We start from the raw sequence: 14,779 nt of genomic DNA, 5'->3' as shown, positions 1-14,779 counted from the left end.
TTTCACCCCCTGTCCGATCTAATCATCGATTCATTTGCGAGGTGATCGCTGCCATTTCCTCTTCCGAGAACGCAATCAACAGCGAGCGCTCCCCGCGTGGTAAAGACCAGAATTCTCCGGGCCGTAGATGATGACGAACCCACATGTGATATAAGAACGTGGTCATCCCGCCGGAGTGAATTAGTTTTTTAGGTCTTCAATCTCCACACCGAAGCCGGAAAGCTCAAGTACCTTGTCGCCAACGGCATCCAACTCACCCGCGAGCAGCATGCGGCGAACCGCTTGTTCCCCACCGGACAGCTTCATGCGTCCGGTAATACGGTTATCTCCCCAACCGGACAATTCCAGGCTGCGAACATTCATTTTCACCGTTGCTTCGGAAATCAGTAGCGCGTTAAATGTCTCGGTATCCACCTTTTCCTCGGTGCGGCCTTTGACTGTTTTTCGAATCGTACAGCGTTCGCGAATCTGATCCACTTTGGAGGACGTCAATCCACGCAGAGTCAGCAACAGATCCAAACGTTGAATCCGTACATTCTCTTCCGGCAAACGCTCTGCTGCTTCAAACAACTGATCCAAAATTTGTTCTTCAGACATATTCTCATTCATACTCATGGGGTGCGATCTCCTTCTCATTTCAAAATTGGGTTAATACATCTCCACATTCAGGGACAACAAAGAGACCGAGAATTTCTCGGCCTGCCTGTGTATCCCACTTCTGTTAAGTCTCGTTGCCCGTATGCCTGATTAGACAAGCTTTGTTACGAGGTCTTTCCGAAGTTCAAAGTCGTTCCATCCTTAGTTCGCTACAATCGGGTTCAACAATTCAAATCCTTCAAATGTAAAGCCTGTTTCCTCCGGCACTTCCTCACCCGCTGTCCAGTTGGCGAGCTGGATTTTGTCCACCATGCAACCTTTCAGCAAGACACTCTCATGACCGTAGGATTCTGGATCTTCCACCTTCGAGATAATTTGGAACTTGGTGAAGCCGCGCTGGATCATGTCCGAAGTTACTTTGTAACCTGTCATGGTACCTGTTCCTTTTTTCGCACCATTCTTGTGTACTTTCCAGTCGTTGCCGACCAGATTCAGCTCACGCTTCTCAATTTCAACGCTGGCTTCCAGCTTATTAATATTTGTCTGCCACACACCATCGATATGCAGCTGACCATGGGTACCGAGAATTACTCTTGACGCATCCAACATGACAATTCCTCCTTGAGATTAGAAAATATCGTATAAACCATCCATTCAACGAATCGGCGTCTCTTTTAAAAGACAGTTTCCTTCTAAACAAACCTTATTGCACGTAAAACGTACCAAACAACTGCTCCATTACATCCGTCAGCTTCACGTTCCATTGCAGGAATACCTGATCTGCCTCTGGCTTGAGAATTGGTGCAGCACCATAATAAGCTGGGTCGAGAACGACATCGTATCCCTCAGCTTCAATGACATTGCTCTGTGCGAGCAGCGCCAGATAGGCTTTCATCGCACCGATCAGCGCCTGACGTCCCTCTTCCGTATTGTTCACTTTGCCGATATACGTATCTTCAGCAGAGCGCTGCAAGTCCGTATTAATCGCATCCATAACACGAATGGAACGGATTTTTTTCCAGGCATTATTCTGTCCTGCGGCAGGGGTCACGAGTGTATTCACTCCCCGAAGCGCCTTCACCTGACGTCCATCATGGAAGAAAATAAATACACCATTCTGAACCGCCTGCTCCTGTTCTGCTCGCGTCCAGCGACGCGTCACGTCATCGAACGGAGAAGGTGCGTAGGTTGTGGATTCATTCAGACGTTGTCCGGCAATCAGACCCGCAACATAAGCTGACGTTTCCGCCGAGCTGTAGAACGCATCTCCTAGACGCACACCCGTACCAACATTGATTACACCCTCATGGTTCAACGTGAGTGAACGTGCTGCCGCCTTCTGTGCTGCGGTCGCAGAGGTGTCATCCGCCGTAGAACCGCCGAATACAGCCAACACGGGTTTACCCTCACTGCGCACACGTTTCACCCATGCTGCAAAGCTCGCCAGTAAAGGCGCATCCGCCGCATGATCCAGTGCCAATACGTCGAATTGCTCGCCTTCCAGCGCGCCCTGCACGGCAATATACTCCGCATTGGTCAGTCCATCGTTGCCACTTGCACCACCTTTGAACGCCGCTCCCGCAACGGTTGCAACGACACCTGTACCATCGCCAATCGCCTGAGCGTTAATCCAAATGTTGCTTTCATCTGCATTGATCTCTTTCGCCAGCGACGCTGCCGAAATATCCGCAGTCAGCAGTGCATACAACATCCGGTTGCCTTCAAACAAGCGCACTTCATGCTTCGTATTATCAATTACACCCGGCTGAATGGTGACGTAGAACCCGTTACCCCGGTCACCCGGATACTTGGCGTCCAGTTGCAGCACGGCTGCATCACTGCTGTCTTTCAGCGTAAGCGTGGCTGCTTTCGCCGTCTCTCCGGCTACCCGATAAGCGAGCAGCTTTTTCGGTCCACCCAACAGAGCGAGCTTCAAGGATGTATAAGCTGTTCCGTTATCCAAGGCATGTGCCGAGAAAATACGCTCAATTGCAGCTTCACTGCCAACTTCTACAAAAGTACCCACCGGACCCCAGTTTGCCTTGATCGGCACAACAACTGTTCCGCGATTACCAGCCTGAATAGCTGAAGACGCTGCCGCCTGAAAATTCATATATAAGCCCGGAAGTACCGGACGATTCGTTTGCTCCCAAGTTCCGCCTGCCATTATCCCTTCACCTTCGCTTTCATAAATTGGTTGATGCGTTCCTTCGCTTCCTCAATGGAAAACGTCTCTTGCGCTGCTTCGTACAGCGCACCATACAGCACCTCTGCCTTAACGGCAAAGAGGGCTTCGGCATGATGCATCAGCTCGGCCCGCGTATACTGCGGGGTAGCCTGTTTGTTTTTTTTCACGGAGCTTGCCATGGAAATCTCACCTCATTGTTTGACTACTGAATTCGTGGAACCTGATCTTGGTTCTATAATTTTGACCTATGAATTTTTGTCCCTATGAACCTACGAACATTGTCCCTATGATCCTATGAATTTGAAGCTAAAGTATGATATCGACTTTCTCATCTGGAACCCCATCAACAGTTCCTCTCGATTAACGCTTACTCTATCCCTTTGTTATGGTGAATCTCACGGATCAATGGCGCTTCTGTACCCGGACGGCGAATACGCTGCTGCAGCGTTAGACGAATCTGTCCGTTCAAGTAAGCATCTGCCTGCAAGTCGGCTGAAACTTCGTCCACCGTCACATATCGCGTACCGTCTGTATCCGTCAGAGCAATACGGGGCTGCACAGCCAGTTGTTCAACCAGATGTGTGACCGTTTGACGGACATCTGCCACATTCGCAGTCAGCACATGCCCGATCCATTGCTTACGAACCTCCAGCGCAGAAGTCCCTGCGGTGGTTGTGCTGCATCCCGTCAATCGCCACAGTATGGATTTGGTCGTATAACCTCCAGGCCAAACATCCCCATATATGGACCATTCTTGTCCAAGCTGAGTTCGTGTCCAGCCCTGAAGTGCAGCCATCCACGAATCTGTGGTTTCAACCTGAGCGTATTCCACTGTTTCCGGAACATACACCCCAAACCGCAGGCTACGCGTAACCAGTCCAGAACTGGCATCCACACGATCACAATCCGAAGAACCCAGATAAATACAGGTAAATGCCCCACCTTCTTCATCCTCCAGCCTGACTTGGTGTAGTCCTTCCATCAGCGCTGCTGACCATACTTCCACTTGTTCAGCTCCTCCATCTTCGGGGCGTGCATATGGAAAGATTTTGATAATCCTCCTATACCCGGCCCAAGCAGACTTCGGTACTTCTTCTGCAAAAGCAATCACGGCACAGGGTCCGGCTAACACCTCTCCCGGTGCAGCAATATCCTGTACTCGGCCATTCCATGCCGGGACAAGAGCCTCCAGCTTCTGCTTCAGCGTTCGCCTGATGACGTTGCTCACTTGCCCTGTACTGGCCGTGTTGTTTACCCCACTACTCATAGACACATTCATTTCGCCCCCTTCAGCTGCAAGTTTGCGATCTGCCCACATTGCGCAGCGACAATGTTGCAGCAGCGAATTCCCCCTTTAGCTCAGCCTCTGCATATCTACCGGCGCCAAAGCTGGACACCATTCACCGCAACAAAAAGACCGGCCCCTTGTGGCCGGTCTTTACATTAGCGTATGTGCTTTCGGTGTGTGTCCTTTGCTATTGATCCGATAATACAATCTTACACCCTTTCATCCCTAGCGCGGATGGTCATTCGTACGACTTCGGTGCGATTAAGGGTGCATCTGGGGTGGAAAAAAGACGACTCAGCGCGTCTCATACCATAAGCACTTTATTTCAGCGTAAACTTTGGATTCAATGTAATCTCAAACGCACGTCCCCAGATGAAATCGGGATTCGCATATTCCAGCAGTGCACTGCAATACTCCGCATAAGCTGCTTCGCCATTACAAATTTGCTTTATCGCTACGTTCCCTTGAGCAAATGCTGTTTTGTTCGCCAGTGCCGTGGTGTGGGTCTGCATCAGATCCCTGAGTAAAGTCTGCAAATGAGCATAATCTGCTTCTGAGTTAAACAACACCATATTCTGATCCGCAAGGGTTGCCACATTGGTATACAGCGCATGCGCTCTGGAATACGTGCGGATATCTGCAATCGCTACTGCTTTATAGTAGTAATCTTTCAGGAAACGTTTGAACAACAATGAACCATGTGCATTCATGGCATCTCGCAACGTATGGGCATGTGTTTCGGTTGTAATCAGAGCATAACGGGATTGTCCCATACCCACAGCCATACCGATTTTGTTCCCCGGCGTATTCCAGGCACTGTACCCCAGGACCCGACCCGTATACGGACTGTTCAGGAGTGCTTCGGCTACATCGACGTTGGCTGGACCTTTTCCTACAAAATCAATCAGCACCGAAGGAAGACCCTTCTCACTATTACTCGTCAATTGCGCCACAGCCGCTTGCACCTGATCCAGCGCCGTAATAGCAATAATCTCAATGTCCACCGATTTATTACCCGGTTTGCCTGGATGACGATTCGTCATGCGATCCAGCTCAGAAGCCATATCAAACGAAGAAGCTTCATCAACAGATGTAGCATTCGTTAATTCATTTCCATTTTCCATATCGGGAGTTGTATCCGTTAACACATCAGGCTGTGGATAAGCGGAATCCGCTACAACCACACCACCAACAATATCCACATGCCGTACCACATTCTCATGCAAATTCATATATTCGTAGGCATTGATAATCGTGGAACCATGCGGGCCAAAATATTTCACTGCATAACGCGTCTTCTTCCCACCGCGCAGCAGTTGGTTAGCCATACGTGCCACCAGAGCGTGACCCAGGCCATCCGCATCTGGAAGGATAATCGCCCGATCGGGATTTTGTCCATCCGTCCCACCGAGCCATTCATTGATTCGTGCTTCCACATAATTGATCTCATTAATCTGAACGCCTTGCGTATTCGCATCGTCGACGCCTACGGCGAGGAAATCAATATATCCTTTGCGAGCAAGCTTATCCAGAATGTACAGATTCGTTTTGAATTTATGTTGTCTGGTGTTGTAGTACTGTTCTTTATTAAAATACGTCGTTTCCCCATATTCCTTAGCCTCTGGAGAAAGGTTGTACCCGTCCACAATATCCTCGAATGCCGTAAAGGACTGGCGCGGCTGCTGCATCAGTGCACGTGACTCGTTGTAGGCATCCAATGCGAGACCATCTGCAAAAGAGGTGGTAGCGAGTCGCATAATGGTATCCATCACAAACACTGGTTTTCGTGGATATTTCCCTTTAATCGCTTTGATCACATCGAGCAAACGGGTAGTGTCCTGGTCGTAATCAGGATATGTTCCGCCTCCATCTTCACGAAGCTGACGACTGCCGATCAGACCACCATAAGCCAGCATATCCGAAGAGATGATGAAGCCATCCACTTTAGCGGCATTTTTCAAAATGAAATCATGAATGTTGGACGGTTTCCCATACGTAGGTGTAGACGTTCCAAGCAATGTGGTACCTTCTACCGTTTTCTCGGAATCCAGACGATTTTGAATGTCACCCAGGTGCGGTGTAATGATATGGATACCGGCTGCTTTTCCTTGTACAACGACGTCATCCAGATTCGCTGGACGATCATCCAGTGGAACATACAATACTGTTTTCATATCCTAAAACCTCCTGTTAGATATATTCAGTCTTTCTTTAGTACCCGATCAGAGCAAGTGTGCACTCACCGCATAAAAAAACCGACCCCTGGCCGGTCTGTACATTAGCGTATGTGCTTATCGGGATATGTCACTTGCTACTGATCCGATAATACAATCTTACATGTTTAAATCGGTCGCGCTGACGGTTGTCCGTATGGATTACGTCTATTTGTTGTCGCCATCATGGCGGTTAAACGTCGGTTTCTTGCAGAGATTTCCTCCAGATAACCCAACAAATCCATTCCTGATGCTGTTTATATGATAATAAGTAGCCTTTCAAACCTTATTTACGATAAAGGATGGATACGATCATGAAAAAAAAGCTCTGGTTCTATCTGTGGATCGCTATTACCAGTTATATGGCTGGCCCCGTTATGTACGCTTTGACAATGTACACCTTTTATCAGGAAACAGATGTTCTAACTACTTCACTCATTGGATGGACCGCTGCAACATTCTCATCCGTTGGTATCCTGTTTATCCTGGTCACAGTCATTCTGCTTCGAGTGCTGCACATCTATTATTTCTGGCTGCAAACCCTGCTATTTGAGTTACTTTTCCTTCTGCTCGTCTATATGACCACTGTTCTTCTTGGGGCTGGCAATACAGGTCTGCCCTCGCTGTCCTTTCCATTTACGCCCGAAGGCATTCCCTTGTGGGTGTTCTGGGGGAGTATCGCGCTTTTGAGTTCCTGGGGAATTTGGTCAGCGCGTCAGCCCATACGAAAATCACCATACATGCTGGTATCTAGAGTCATTCTGATCCTGTTTATCCTTGAAATTTGGCTTCTTTAAAAAGATTAAAAGAAGCACAGCCATCTCAGGCTGTGCTCTCTTAAACGTATTTTGCTCACGCGATAATATAGCGGAAGTTTTCCCAGCTTTCCGGAACTGAATTTCCGTTTCTGGCATGATGGTAGAAGCTGAATGGAAATTTGAACACATGACCTCCATGCCAATCGCGGGAACGTCTGTCGGTGAGCCAATATTCCAGTTCATGTGGAAGTGCAACAGAGCGTTCTGCACGGATCAATGGCAGACGGTCAACTGGAGATTGCAGCGTTGGCATCTCCTGTTCAACATCCACATCCCGGCTCAGCCGCAGCGCCTTGACCATCCTGAGAAAAGGCGGAATGCCTTTATGGAACAAAGCAGGATAATCCAGTTCAAATAATATATTAAGCGCGTGCCCGTAGGTTAGCATGTGGCCGATCAGATCATGATGTGCTTCTGCCTGATAGATGGTACGAAATGCGCCAAGCTCATCCAGAATCAGCCGGGACAATTGTTCCGGGCGTTCTATATCAGGGAATCCGTCTGCCTCACTTAACTTCAAGCTGCGAATTTCTTTCACAGTTGTGTTTACCCAGGATCTACCTGGAATGGTTCGTTCAAAAGAATCAATAAGTTCAACCATCTGATCCATGTCCTGCTCCGTGCCCCAACCATCCAGTTCACGAATGGCTTTCAGACTAAGGGCACCATAGATGGCCTGATGACCCACCCAGTGCAGCTCTCCGATGGTTCGATCCAGCGCTGCTGTAATACGCGCTTCGGCCTCTTCCCTTGGCAAAACATCTCCATTCCGGGAGTTCAAGCCATCATTCAACCCGTGCTGGCGAAGCATGGCTTTCGCTTCAGCCGTAACACTGCCCGCCGCAAGGGCAGTGAGACGATTTTCCCTCACCCAAAAGTAAGCCGCAATAGCTCCCGCCCCATAATGGGCGTGCCACAAATCTCCTGTACGCTCCCGACTGGACACAATAACAGCCAGCCCTTCTTCCAACAAACGTCGATCCAACATGCCACCACCCTTCATCGATGCGAACTCTGATACACACACGACCAGCAACAGTTTTTTTTAGCAAAACACTCTTTTTAAAGCGTTTACTTCTATAAGATGATTCAAATGGTGCACATATGACCGTTTTGCCTGCTGTTCCGCGCATTTTAGCCGATTCGAAGTCTCCCAACATCACGTATGGACACTTCCAGCGGATATATGTTTGCTTTTTGCTCCGAAAAGAACCAGGTTCGCCCCTTTTTCACCACAATAAACAAACCGTTCACATCCCCTATAGGGGCAAAGGTATCGCTAATCGCTCTCCATCGTTTCAACCCCATCTGCTCAAGTTCATCTACCGCAGAAAGCACATCTTCTGTGACAAGTCCCACCTCACACACCTGCAGCAGATCTTTCTCCGAAAAGGGGCGATCACTTTCGTTATGAACGGTATGATGAGCAATCAGCTCCAGAATGTTACCGACAGGATCTTCGAAATAGAGCGAATTCGAGTTCCAATTCGTTGAATAGGTCTCATCCTCACCTTCATGCCTACTTAGACGGACACGTGCCGCTGCCCATGCTTTGGCCTCCTGAAAACGATTCGTTGGAATCATCCAGGCGAAGTGGTAAAACGGATTCTGATCTGCTTCACTTCGCTTGAATATCATTTTCGTTAAACCAATCTGTAGCGTGAAGGAATGTTCGGACTCTTCAGCCATGTTCAACCCCAGAGTATGGATATAAAAGTGCTTGATGTCTTCCAATCGTGCTGTATATAATTTGACCTCTTCAAAAATCATGCTGTATCCTCCTTCACCCGACCATGCATCTTCTCCCACTCACTCCATGGCACCATGCCAAGTCCCGGCTTCGCTTCATCCGAGAGCATCGATATGAATTCCAGGGAATGACCATCCGGATCGGTAAAATACACGGACACAGCCGGCATCCATCCAAATACATATAACTCGCCAATATCATCATCCTGAAAGTTATGCGTATTGATTCCTTTATCCTCCAGGTAAGTGACAGCTTGCTTCATGTCCTCCAACGATACCTGAAAAGCAAAATGCTGCCGCTGCACCTTGGAAGGGTCCTTTTGCCACAGTCCGAGCATCGCGTTGCCTTCACCGCCAATCCAGTAAAAGGAGTTCCCACGTTCCTTCTGCCCATAAGCATACTGCAATCCAATGATCTGTTCATAAAAATGATGGGATCTCTCCAGATCCGTTACGTTCAGATGAGTCTCAAATATGCCTTTAATCATGATGAAAACCTCTTTTCTCTTAACTCCCGGACGGCTTCCGTACTGCAGTTAACGTCTCGGAAAGGTGTAAAAATGAACCAATCACGCGTTTGATCCGATCCTCAATGTCCTGACTGCCTTCAAATTCTTCGTATCCGTCAAACGTTGCTTCAAATCTTCTGCGCTGTGCACCACCAATGGAAATCCACTCCTGCGCGTTAATACCGTGCAAATTGCGAATAATCACCTGCAGCTGCAAAAGTGAGCTTACGCCCACCGCACCTCCTGCTGAGCTGATGGACAATACCGGTTTACCACTGAAATGAGCCTGACTCAGGTGATCCAATGCATTTTTGAGTACACCGCTGATGCTGCCATGATACTCTGGCGTAGACAGGATAATGGCATCTGCTGCGAGCATACGTGTGTTCAGGTCAGACAGATTCTGATCTTCATTCTGTTTTTCATCCGGTGCGTAGAATGGGAGCGGTGTCTGATATAAATCGAACAAGCTGGCTTCATGCCCCTGACCGCTGATTACCTCCACGGCATATTCCCCTAAACGTGTACTGGTTGCATTTTTCCGATTACTGCCTGCCAAAATGATAATATTCATCTATGTCACTCTCCTTCGATTTTATAAAAACATTCTTTCTCTTCGATTCAACTTTCTCTACTCTCATCTTACCTTGCTTCTACCTCGGAATCGTCGGCAGATAGACTTAACTTGCAGCACAAAAAACTCAACCTTTGGGTTGAGTTTCTACAACTTTAGTCTGAGAATATGGGAAGATGGATCAGACGACCCAACCATTTCTTACGGCATGAAGCGCTGCTTGTGTCCGGTCTGCCATTCCCAATTTGTCTAAAAGATGACTGACGTGGGTTTTCACTGTTTTCTCGGTAATGATTAACTTTATGGCGATCTCTTTATTACTCAATCCTTGTGCAATCAGCCCCAGAACCTCTCGTTCCCGGCGAGTAAGCATGTCCGGTCCATGAGAAGTTTCTTTTCCCAGCCCTACCCGCTCTTGCTCTGGAAGCCGAGTAGACGAATGGGGATTTGCACGCCCATGCGGTTCATTCATCGACACTTCAGACGAAGCCATCACATGCATTAATTGTCCTGCTGCTGCAGGATGAAGCTCTACCTGACCTGCATGCACATTACGAATGGCAACGGCAAGATCCTCTGGCTCAATATCTTTTAGCAGATATCCCTTCACTCCAGCGCGCACGGCTGGTACGACATGATCCTGATCGGAAAAGGACGTAAGTACAATGATACGGATTCCAGGCAAGATCGAACGAAGCCTTCTCGCCGTCTCGATCCCGTCAAGCACGGGCATATGCAGATCCATTAATACCACATCCGGATGCAGTTGTTCTGCTTGTTCCAGTGCTTCCTGTCCATTCGAGGCTTCTCCGACGACTTCCATATCTGGCTGAGTGGACAAAAAAACGTGCAACCCGCGCCTCACCATTGCATGATCGTCCGCGAGTAAAATCGTAATCGGCATGTCTTCTTCCCCCTGATTTTATACAGATTCGGACGGAAGTGGAATGACGACCGTTACCGATGTTCCCTTACGGGATGAACTCACAAGTTCAAGTCTGCCGCCCAGCGATTGGGCCCGTTCCCTCATGATGGACAGACCAAGTGAACTGGCAGGCAAAGCCTCACGCTTTTTGGCTCCCCCTTTTCCTCGATCTGTAACGATTAATATCGCTTCCTGATCGCTTAGCTGGAGGGATATCTCAGCGGAAGGGACTCCAGCATGTTTACGCACATTATTGAGTGCTTCCTGTCCAATACGCCATAAGCCTTCCTCAATACTTTGAGGCAAGGAGCGCATACCCGTCCGATGTACAACGACCTGCAATCCCTGTCCTGTACCATATTCCTGCAATGCACTGAGCAGACCAGACTCCAAACCCGCCGGACGAAGCTGCATAATCAAGGCACGCATTTCCTTCAATGCTTCCTGCGACAAGGAACGTATATCCCTCATCGCTTCCGCAGCCGGATGCAGCTGTAGTGATCCGGCTAACATGCTCTCTGCCCCTTTGGCTGTGAGAGACAGGGAGAACAAAATTTGGTTCACCGAATCATGCAAATCCCGAGCCAAACGGTTTCGTTCCTCCAGTCGGGTTAATTCCCTGCGTTTGTATACCAGTCTCAGACTCTCCCACGAGGCTGTAATATGTTCAGCGAGTGCATCGAAAACCTCACGATCTGCCTGAAGGAAGCCATTGGCCGAGCCCAATCCAACCACCAGTACTGCCGTTTCGCCAGGAGAACTTAATGGGATGGGAGCAGCCAAGCCTGAAGCCAAAACAGACTTAGGGAGCCCGGTATTGCAGATAGCAGAAACATCTTGGATTTCCGTTGCCGACAATACCATAGCCCGATGAGAATCAATCACACGATGCATGCGAGTCTGCAACTCTGGAGAGAGTCCAGATATTGTCATCATTTCGGACCTGCCATGAGCATAAGCCGCCTGTACCATAAAACTTCCGTTTTTCTGGGATAACAGTGCGGCAAAAGGCCAATCGTAATGATGCCCAAGCAGCTTTACAACCATCTTGGCCATATCGTCTCCACTGCTGCAATCGTTGACCGTCACGCCCAGCGATCGGCTGAACTCCCCCAGCCTGACATACAGATCCGCTCGCCTTTGCTCTGCGCTATATAATCGCATCCGCTCCATTGCACTACCTATCTGATAAGCTACAGCCTGCAAAAGCGCCAGCTCACTATCACTGAAATGCTCTTTCCCGGGTGCAGCAACATTCAGCAGTCCCAGCATCTTTTCCCCCGAGCGGAGCGGAACCGTTGCATGATGGGTGATGTCATGGGTATCTCCCCATTGATGATCGACGGCATCCTCCAGGCGTTTGCAATTAATAATATTGACGGCATTATCCAATCTCCCGTCCCGGAAGCGATTCACGCACCAGCAAGACCCACAGCGCATCGGCTCCTTGTCATGATGCAGCAGAGCAGGAGGCAAACTGTAATCAGCAATACAGGAGTACTCTCCCTGATTATTGATCAGGAATACCCAGCCCGTAGTCAATCCCGTCAGTTCCAACAGTTTGCCGAGTACCGTATCCAGCATCAGATTCAGGTCGTTGGATGTGTTGAGCGTTTCCGCGATCGTCTTCAGTGTGTACATCTCCTGCATTCCGGCTTGTTCCGTCATGCGGATTCCTCTCCTTTGACTGATCCTTAGAGTTGTTTTCAATTATTGTATACAATCAGCGAAGGATATAAAAGGATGAACTTCTTGATTCACCTCTAGCCCAGCTTCTGTCGCTCTTTGCGAGATGCAGATAAAGGCTCCATATTAATCAGACCCCGATCCGACAGAGCCAGCGCCATTTTATAGAAAGCACGTGTCCGAATCTTCGTATACGTATCCTTGCTGACAGGCGGGTCAAACACATGGTTATACACTTTATAGTCAAATACATCGTCATCCTTCAGATAACGTTCTCTGACAAGTACACGTTCCTTCTCGCTCAGTCGAGATACCACAAAATCAATCGTATCGCAGTACGCCTGACGTGCGCGCTGCACATCCACATTATAGATTGCCGTTCTTGCAGTGGAATCTCCGGTCACATTCGTTGCACCATGGAAACGCTCAGCGTAACTCGCCGTCACCATCACCTCTCGTTCTTCAAAAGCAATTGTTTTATAAATCCGGTATTTTTCCAGCGCGGCTTCAACAGCAGTCTGTGTTTTGCGTCGGTCCAATTCGGGCAGCATCAGTTCCATATTCATTCTCCTCCTTAAAGGGTCAGTTAAACTCGCATTCATCTCATCTTTGGTATTTTGTATTATTCGGTTCCAGTCGCTTGTGGGTACAATAGTTAGACGAATAGAAGCTTTTCGATCTACCTATTGCTGATTTGAATCACTCTTGGGATTAATACAAAATACTCCTTTTATTAGAGTTATCCAGTTCTCTCAAATAGTAACGGCATTCTTCAAGTTTTTTCTGTTGCCTTTTGGAATCAGTTAAAGTCAGGTATGAAGCAGGAATAATTCATTTTCCTCATCATCCAACTTGTCTCAACTTTACATTTTGTTCGTATTTTGTTCGTATTTCTATTTGAGGATACCACTTTCTGGGGATCGGCGTAAACCTTCATTTTGGGTCGTTTTAACTATAAAATAAAACCCGCGCTCTCATTTCCTTTACCTTTTGGCATAATTGTTTCATATCCCTTTACCTAATGGTATATATACGTTATAGTACAGATAATTAAAGATCCTCGTATAAGTCCGACTTTTTATATTTTAAGATTGAATGCCAGATTTGCACGTTTAACGGAGAGGGTAGAAAAAACCTGGAGAAGCGTAGCGTTCACCTTTATCACCGGATTTTTCCCTTATGAGAAGGGAATCAAAGAAATCTGGGGATAACAGTGATCGAAAGGTTGTTCTGCCATCGGAGTGACTCGTGTGAGACAAGTTCTCTTAATATATAATTTAGGCACTTGTACGAATCAAAGGAGTGGCATGAATTGTGGAGCACGCTTTTGGTCCTTATCTGAAACAACTGCGCGAGCAACAGGGATACAGTATCAATCAGCTCGCCGAAGCAGCAGGAATCAGCAACTCGCAAATTTCACGCATTGAGAATGGGGTTCGCGGAGTTCCCAAGCCTGCTACCATCCGCAAAATCTCGGACGCACTCTCGGTTCCCTACGCCGATATGATGAAACAGGCCGGCTATCTGGAAACCGAAAATACAGCAAGTGAGCTCCATGACGCTCCAGAATGGGCAACTTATAAGGACCGTCGGGACTTTAAAAAGATGCTCGAGGACGAGGATGATCTGATGTTTGACGGCATCCCACTGGATGATGAGGATAAGAAACGAATTAAGGATGTCCTAACAGGTCTGTTCTGGGAAGCCAAACAGATGAACAAACGCAAAAAAATGAATGATCCGGACGAGCGCCCATGAAGCATTTCAAGCTGAACAAACTAAAGCAGCAGGTGAGATGATATGGATGACATTGTAACAAAGCTGATTCGAAAACACCGGACAAACTGCCCATTCAGCATTGCCAGAGCCATTGGAATACAGATCCGGTTCACCAATCTGGGCAAGTCTACCAAAGGACTGTATTTCCGAAAGCTCCGTCGCAGATTTATTGTCATTCACAATGACTTACCGCCGGAATGGCAGCGCTTCGTGTGTGCCCATGAACTTGGACATGACCGATTGCACAAAGGCATAAACCGGTTCTTTTTGGAGGAACACTCCTATTTTGCCCCAGGCAAGCTGGAAAGACAGGCCAATCGTTTTGCCATACAGCTTCTAACTTCAGGGGTGATGCCAGAGCCGGATGAATCACTGGAGAAATTTTGTTTGCGTACTGGACTGCCACGTGAAGTGCAGCATTTTTTTTAGCTATTTTAAGAACATACGTTCCTT

General features: G+C 48.0%; 17 protein-coding genes. 3 read left to right on the top strand and 14 right to left on the bottom strand.

Annotated elements, in window-relative coordinates:
• Window positions 1–22: 22 nt before the first annotated feature.
• The 7 genes from CRO25_RS33845 to CRO25_RS12435 all read right to left on the bottom strand — a co-directional run bounded on the left by CRO25_RS33845 (window position 23) and on the right by CRO25_RS12435 (window position 6,247).
• Entirely contained in the window at window positions 23–145 is a 123-nt protein-coding gene (locus CRO25_RS33845; RefSeq protein ID WP_256337973.1) for a hypothetical protein, read from the bottom strand.
• A gap of 35 nt (window positions 146–180) precedes the next feature.
• Window positions 181–615 carry a hypothetical protein gene (locus CRO25_RS12460; RefSeq protein ID WP_072734388.1) on the bottom strand — a complete coding sequence of 145 codons (435 nt, stop codon included), beginning with the start codon at window positions 613–615 and terminating at the stop codon, window positions 181–183.
• A gap of 183 nt (window positions 616–798) precedes the next feature.
• On the bottom strand, window positions 799–1,206 hold the full coding sequence (locus tag CRO25_RS12455; RefSeq protein ID WP_079695189.1) for a phage tail tube protein: 408 nt from the start codon (window positions 1,204–1,206) through the stop codon (window positions 799–801).
• 94 nt (window positions 1,207–1,300) lie between these two features.
• On the bottom strand, window positions 1,301–2,764 hold the full coding sequence (locus CRO25_RS12450; protein ID WP_079695188.1) for a phage tail sheath family protein: 1,464 nt from the start codon (window positions 2,762–2,764) through the stop codon (window positions 1,301–1,303).
• Window positions 2,764–2,964: a hypothetical protein gene (locus CRO25_RS12445; RefSeq protein ID WP_079695187.1), complete on the bottom strand. Its 201-nt coding sequence runs from the start codon at window positions 2,962–2,964 to the stop codon at window positions 2,764–2,766. Before CRO25_RS12445 ends, CRO25_RS12450 begins: the two co-directional genes overlap by 1 nt.
• Window positions 2,965–3,152: 188 nt before the next feature.
• Entirely contained in the window at window positions 3,153–4,103 is a 951-nt protein-coding gene (locus tag CRO25_RS12440) for a hypothetical protein (RefSeq protein WP_079695186.1), read from the bottom strand.
• 290 nt (window positions 4,104–4,393) lie between these two features.
• On the bottom strand, window positions 4,394–6,247 hold the full coding sequence (locus tag CRO25_RS12435) for a DUF4127 family protein (protein ID WP_079695185.1): 1,854 nt from the start codon (window positions 6,245–6,247) through the stop codon (window positions 4,394–4,396).
• Between the two features lie 353 nt (window positions 6,248–6,600).
• Between CRO25_RS12435 and CRO25_RS12430 the strand changes: the two genes are divergently transcribed.
• A complete protein-coding gene (locus CRO25_RS12430; protein ID WP_079695184.1) occupies window positions 6,601–7,083 on the top strand; it encodes a hypothetical protein in 483 nt (160 codons plus the stop codon).
• A 55-nt stretch (window positions 7,084–7,138) separates the two neighbouring features.
• Here CRO25_RS12430 and CRO25_RS12425 read toward each other — a convergent pair whose 3' ends face one another.
• The 7 genes from CRO25_RS12425 to CRO25_RS12395 all read right to left on the bottom strand — a co-directional run bounded on the left by CRO25_RS12425 (window position 7,139) and on the right by CRO25_RS12395 (window position 13,107).
• Window positions 7,139–8,092, bottom strand: coding sequence for a hypothetical protein (locus CRO25_RS12425; RefSeq protein ID WP_079695392.1), 954 nt, complete (start codon window positions 8,090–8,092; stop codon window positions 7,139–7,141).
• Window positions 8,093–8,238: 146 nt separating this feature from the next.
• Window positions 8,239–8,874 carry a VOC family protein gene (locus CRO25_RS12420; protein WP_079695183.1) on the bottom strand — a complete coding sequence of 212 codons (636 nt, stop codon included), beginning with the start codon at window positions 8,872–8,874 and terminating at the stop codon, window positions 8,239–8,241.
• Window positions 8,871–9,341 (bottom strand): VOC family protein, encoded by a 471-nt coding sequence (locus tag CRO25_RS12415; protein WP_079695182.1) that lies wholly within the window; start codon window positions 9,339–9,341, stop codon window positions 8,871–8,873. The genes CRO25_RS12420 and CRO25_RS12415 overlap by 4 nt, the downstream gene beginning before the upstream one ends.
• Before the next feature lie 19 nt (window positions 9,342–9,360).
• Window positions 9,361–9,936: an NADPH-dependent FMN reductase gene (locus CRO25_RS12410; protein ID WP_079695181.1), complete on the bottom strand. Its 576-nt coding sequence runs from the start codon at window positions 9,934–9,936 to the stop codon at window positions 9,361–9,363.
• A gap of 181 nt (window positions 9,937–10,117) precedes the next feature.
• Window positions 10,118–10,840: a response regulator transcription factor gene (locus tag CRO25_RS12405; RefSeq protein ID WP_079695180.1), complete on the bottom strand. Its 723-nt coding sequence runs from the start codon at window positions 10,838–10,840 to the stop codon at window positions 10,118–10,120.
• Between the two features lie 18 nt (window positions 10,841–10,858).
• On the bottom strand, window positions 10,859–12,529 hold the full coding sequence (locus CRO25_RS12400) for a GAF domain-containing sensor histidine kinase (RefSeq protein WP_079695179.1): 1,671 nt from the start codon (window positions 12,527–12,529) through the stop codon (window positions 10,859–10,861).
• 95 nt (window positions 12,530–12,624) lie between these two features.
• Window positions 12,625–13,107, bottom strand: coding sequence for an ArpU family phage packaging/lysis transcriptional regulator (locus tag CRO25_RS12395; RefSeq protein WP_064640192.1), 483 nt, complete (start codon window positions 13,105–13,107; stop codon window positions 12,625–12,627).
• 751 nt (window positions 13,108–13,858) lie between these two features.
• On the opposite strand from CRO25_RS12395, the gene CRO25_RS12390 reads away from it, so the two are divergent.
• Both CRO25_RS12390 and CRO25_RS12385 read left to right on the top strand, forming a co-directional pair.
• Window positions 13,859–14,305: a helix-turn-helix domain-containing protein gene (locus CRO25_RS12390; RefSeq protein WP_079695178.1), complete on the top strand. Its 447-nt coding sequence runs from the start codon at window positions 13,859–13,861 to the stop codon at window positions 14,303–14,305.
• A 42-nt stretch (window positions 14,306–14,347) separates the two neighbouring features.
• Complete coding sequence (locus CRO25_RS12385; RefSeq protein ID WP_062323893.1) at window positions 14,348–14,755, top strand: ImmA/IrrE family metallo-endopeptidase; 408 nt, start codon at window positions 14,348–14,350, stop codon at window positions 14,753–14,755.
• Window positions 14,756–14,779 lie beyond the last annotated feature (24 nt).

Source organism: Paenibacillus sp. RU5M (assembly GCF_900221055.1).
Lineage (GTDB): Bacteria > Bacillota > Bacilli > Paenibacillales > Paenibacillaceae > Paenibacillus > Paenibacillus marchantiae.
Note: the sequence above shows the minus strand (reverse complement) of the source record. Positions and strands in the feature narration are given on the sequence as shown.

Bases quoted from the DNA above. Each gene is read 5' to 3' on its own strand.
- CRO25_RS33845 (WP_256337973.1), bottom strand. From the start codon at position 145: ATGTGGGTTCGTCATCATCTACGGCCCGGAGAATTCTGGTCTTTACCA.
- CRO25_RS12460 (WP_072734388.1), bottom strand. From the start codon at position 615: ATGAGTATGAATGAGAATATGTCTGAAGAACAAATTTTGGATCAGTTG.
- CRO25_RS12455 (WP_079695189.1), bottom strand. From the start codon at position 1,206: ATGTTGGATGCGTCAAGAGTAATTCTCGGTACCCATGGTCAGCTGCAT.
- CRO25_RS12450 (WP_079695188.1), bottom strand. From the start codon at position 2,764: ATGGCAGGCGGAACTTGGGAGCAAACGAATCGTCCGGTACTTCCGGGC.
- CRO25_RS12445 (WP_079695187.1), bottom strand. From the start codon at position 2,964: ATGGCAAGCTCCGTGAAAAAAAACAAACAGGCTACCCCGCAGTATACG.
- CRO25_RS12440 (WP_079695186.1), bottom strand. From the start codon at position 4,103: ATGTGGGCAGATCGCAAACTTGCAGCTGAAGGGGGCGAAATGAATGTG.
- CRO25_RS12435 (WP_079695185.1), bottom strand. From the start codon at position 6,247: ATGAAAACAGTATTGTATGTTCCACTGGATGATCGTCCAGCGAATCTG.
- CRO25_RS12430 (WP_079695184.1), top strand. From the start codon at position 6,601: ATGAAAAAAAAGCTCTGGTTCTATCTGTGGATCGCTATTACCAGTTAT.
- CRO25_RS12425 (WP_079695392.1), bottom strand. From the start codon at position 8,092: ATGTTGGATCGACGTTTGTTGGAAGAAGGGCTGGCTGTTATTGTGTCC.
- CRO25_RS12420 (WP_079695183.1), bottom strand. From the start codon at position 8,874: ATGATTTTTGAAGAGGTCAAATTATATACAGCACGATTGGAAGACATC.
- CRO25_RS12415 (WP_079695182.1), bottom strand. From the start codon at position 9,341: ATGATTAAAGGCATATTTGAGACTCATCTGAACGTAACGGATCTGGAG.
- CRO25_RS12410 (WP_079695181.1), bottom strand. From the start codon at position 9,936: ATGAATATTATCATTTTGGCAGGCAGTAATCGGAAAAATGCAACCAGT.
- CRO25_RS12405 (WP_079695180.1), bottom strand. From the start codon at position 10,840: ATGCCGATTACGATTTTACTCGCGGACGATCATGCAATGGTGAGGCGC.
- CRO25_RS12400 (WP_079695179.1), bottom strand. From the start codon at position 12,529: ATGACGGAACAAGCCGGAATGCAGGAGATGTACACACTGAAGACGATC.
- CRO25_RS12395 (WP_064640192.1), bottom strand. From the start codon at position 13,107: ATGGAACTGATGCTGCCCGAATTGGACCGACGCAAAACACAGACTGCT.
- CRO25_RS12385 (WP_062323893.1), top strand. From the start codon at position 14,348: ATGGATGACATTGTAACAAAGCTGATTCGAAAACACCGGACAAACTGC.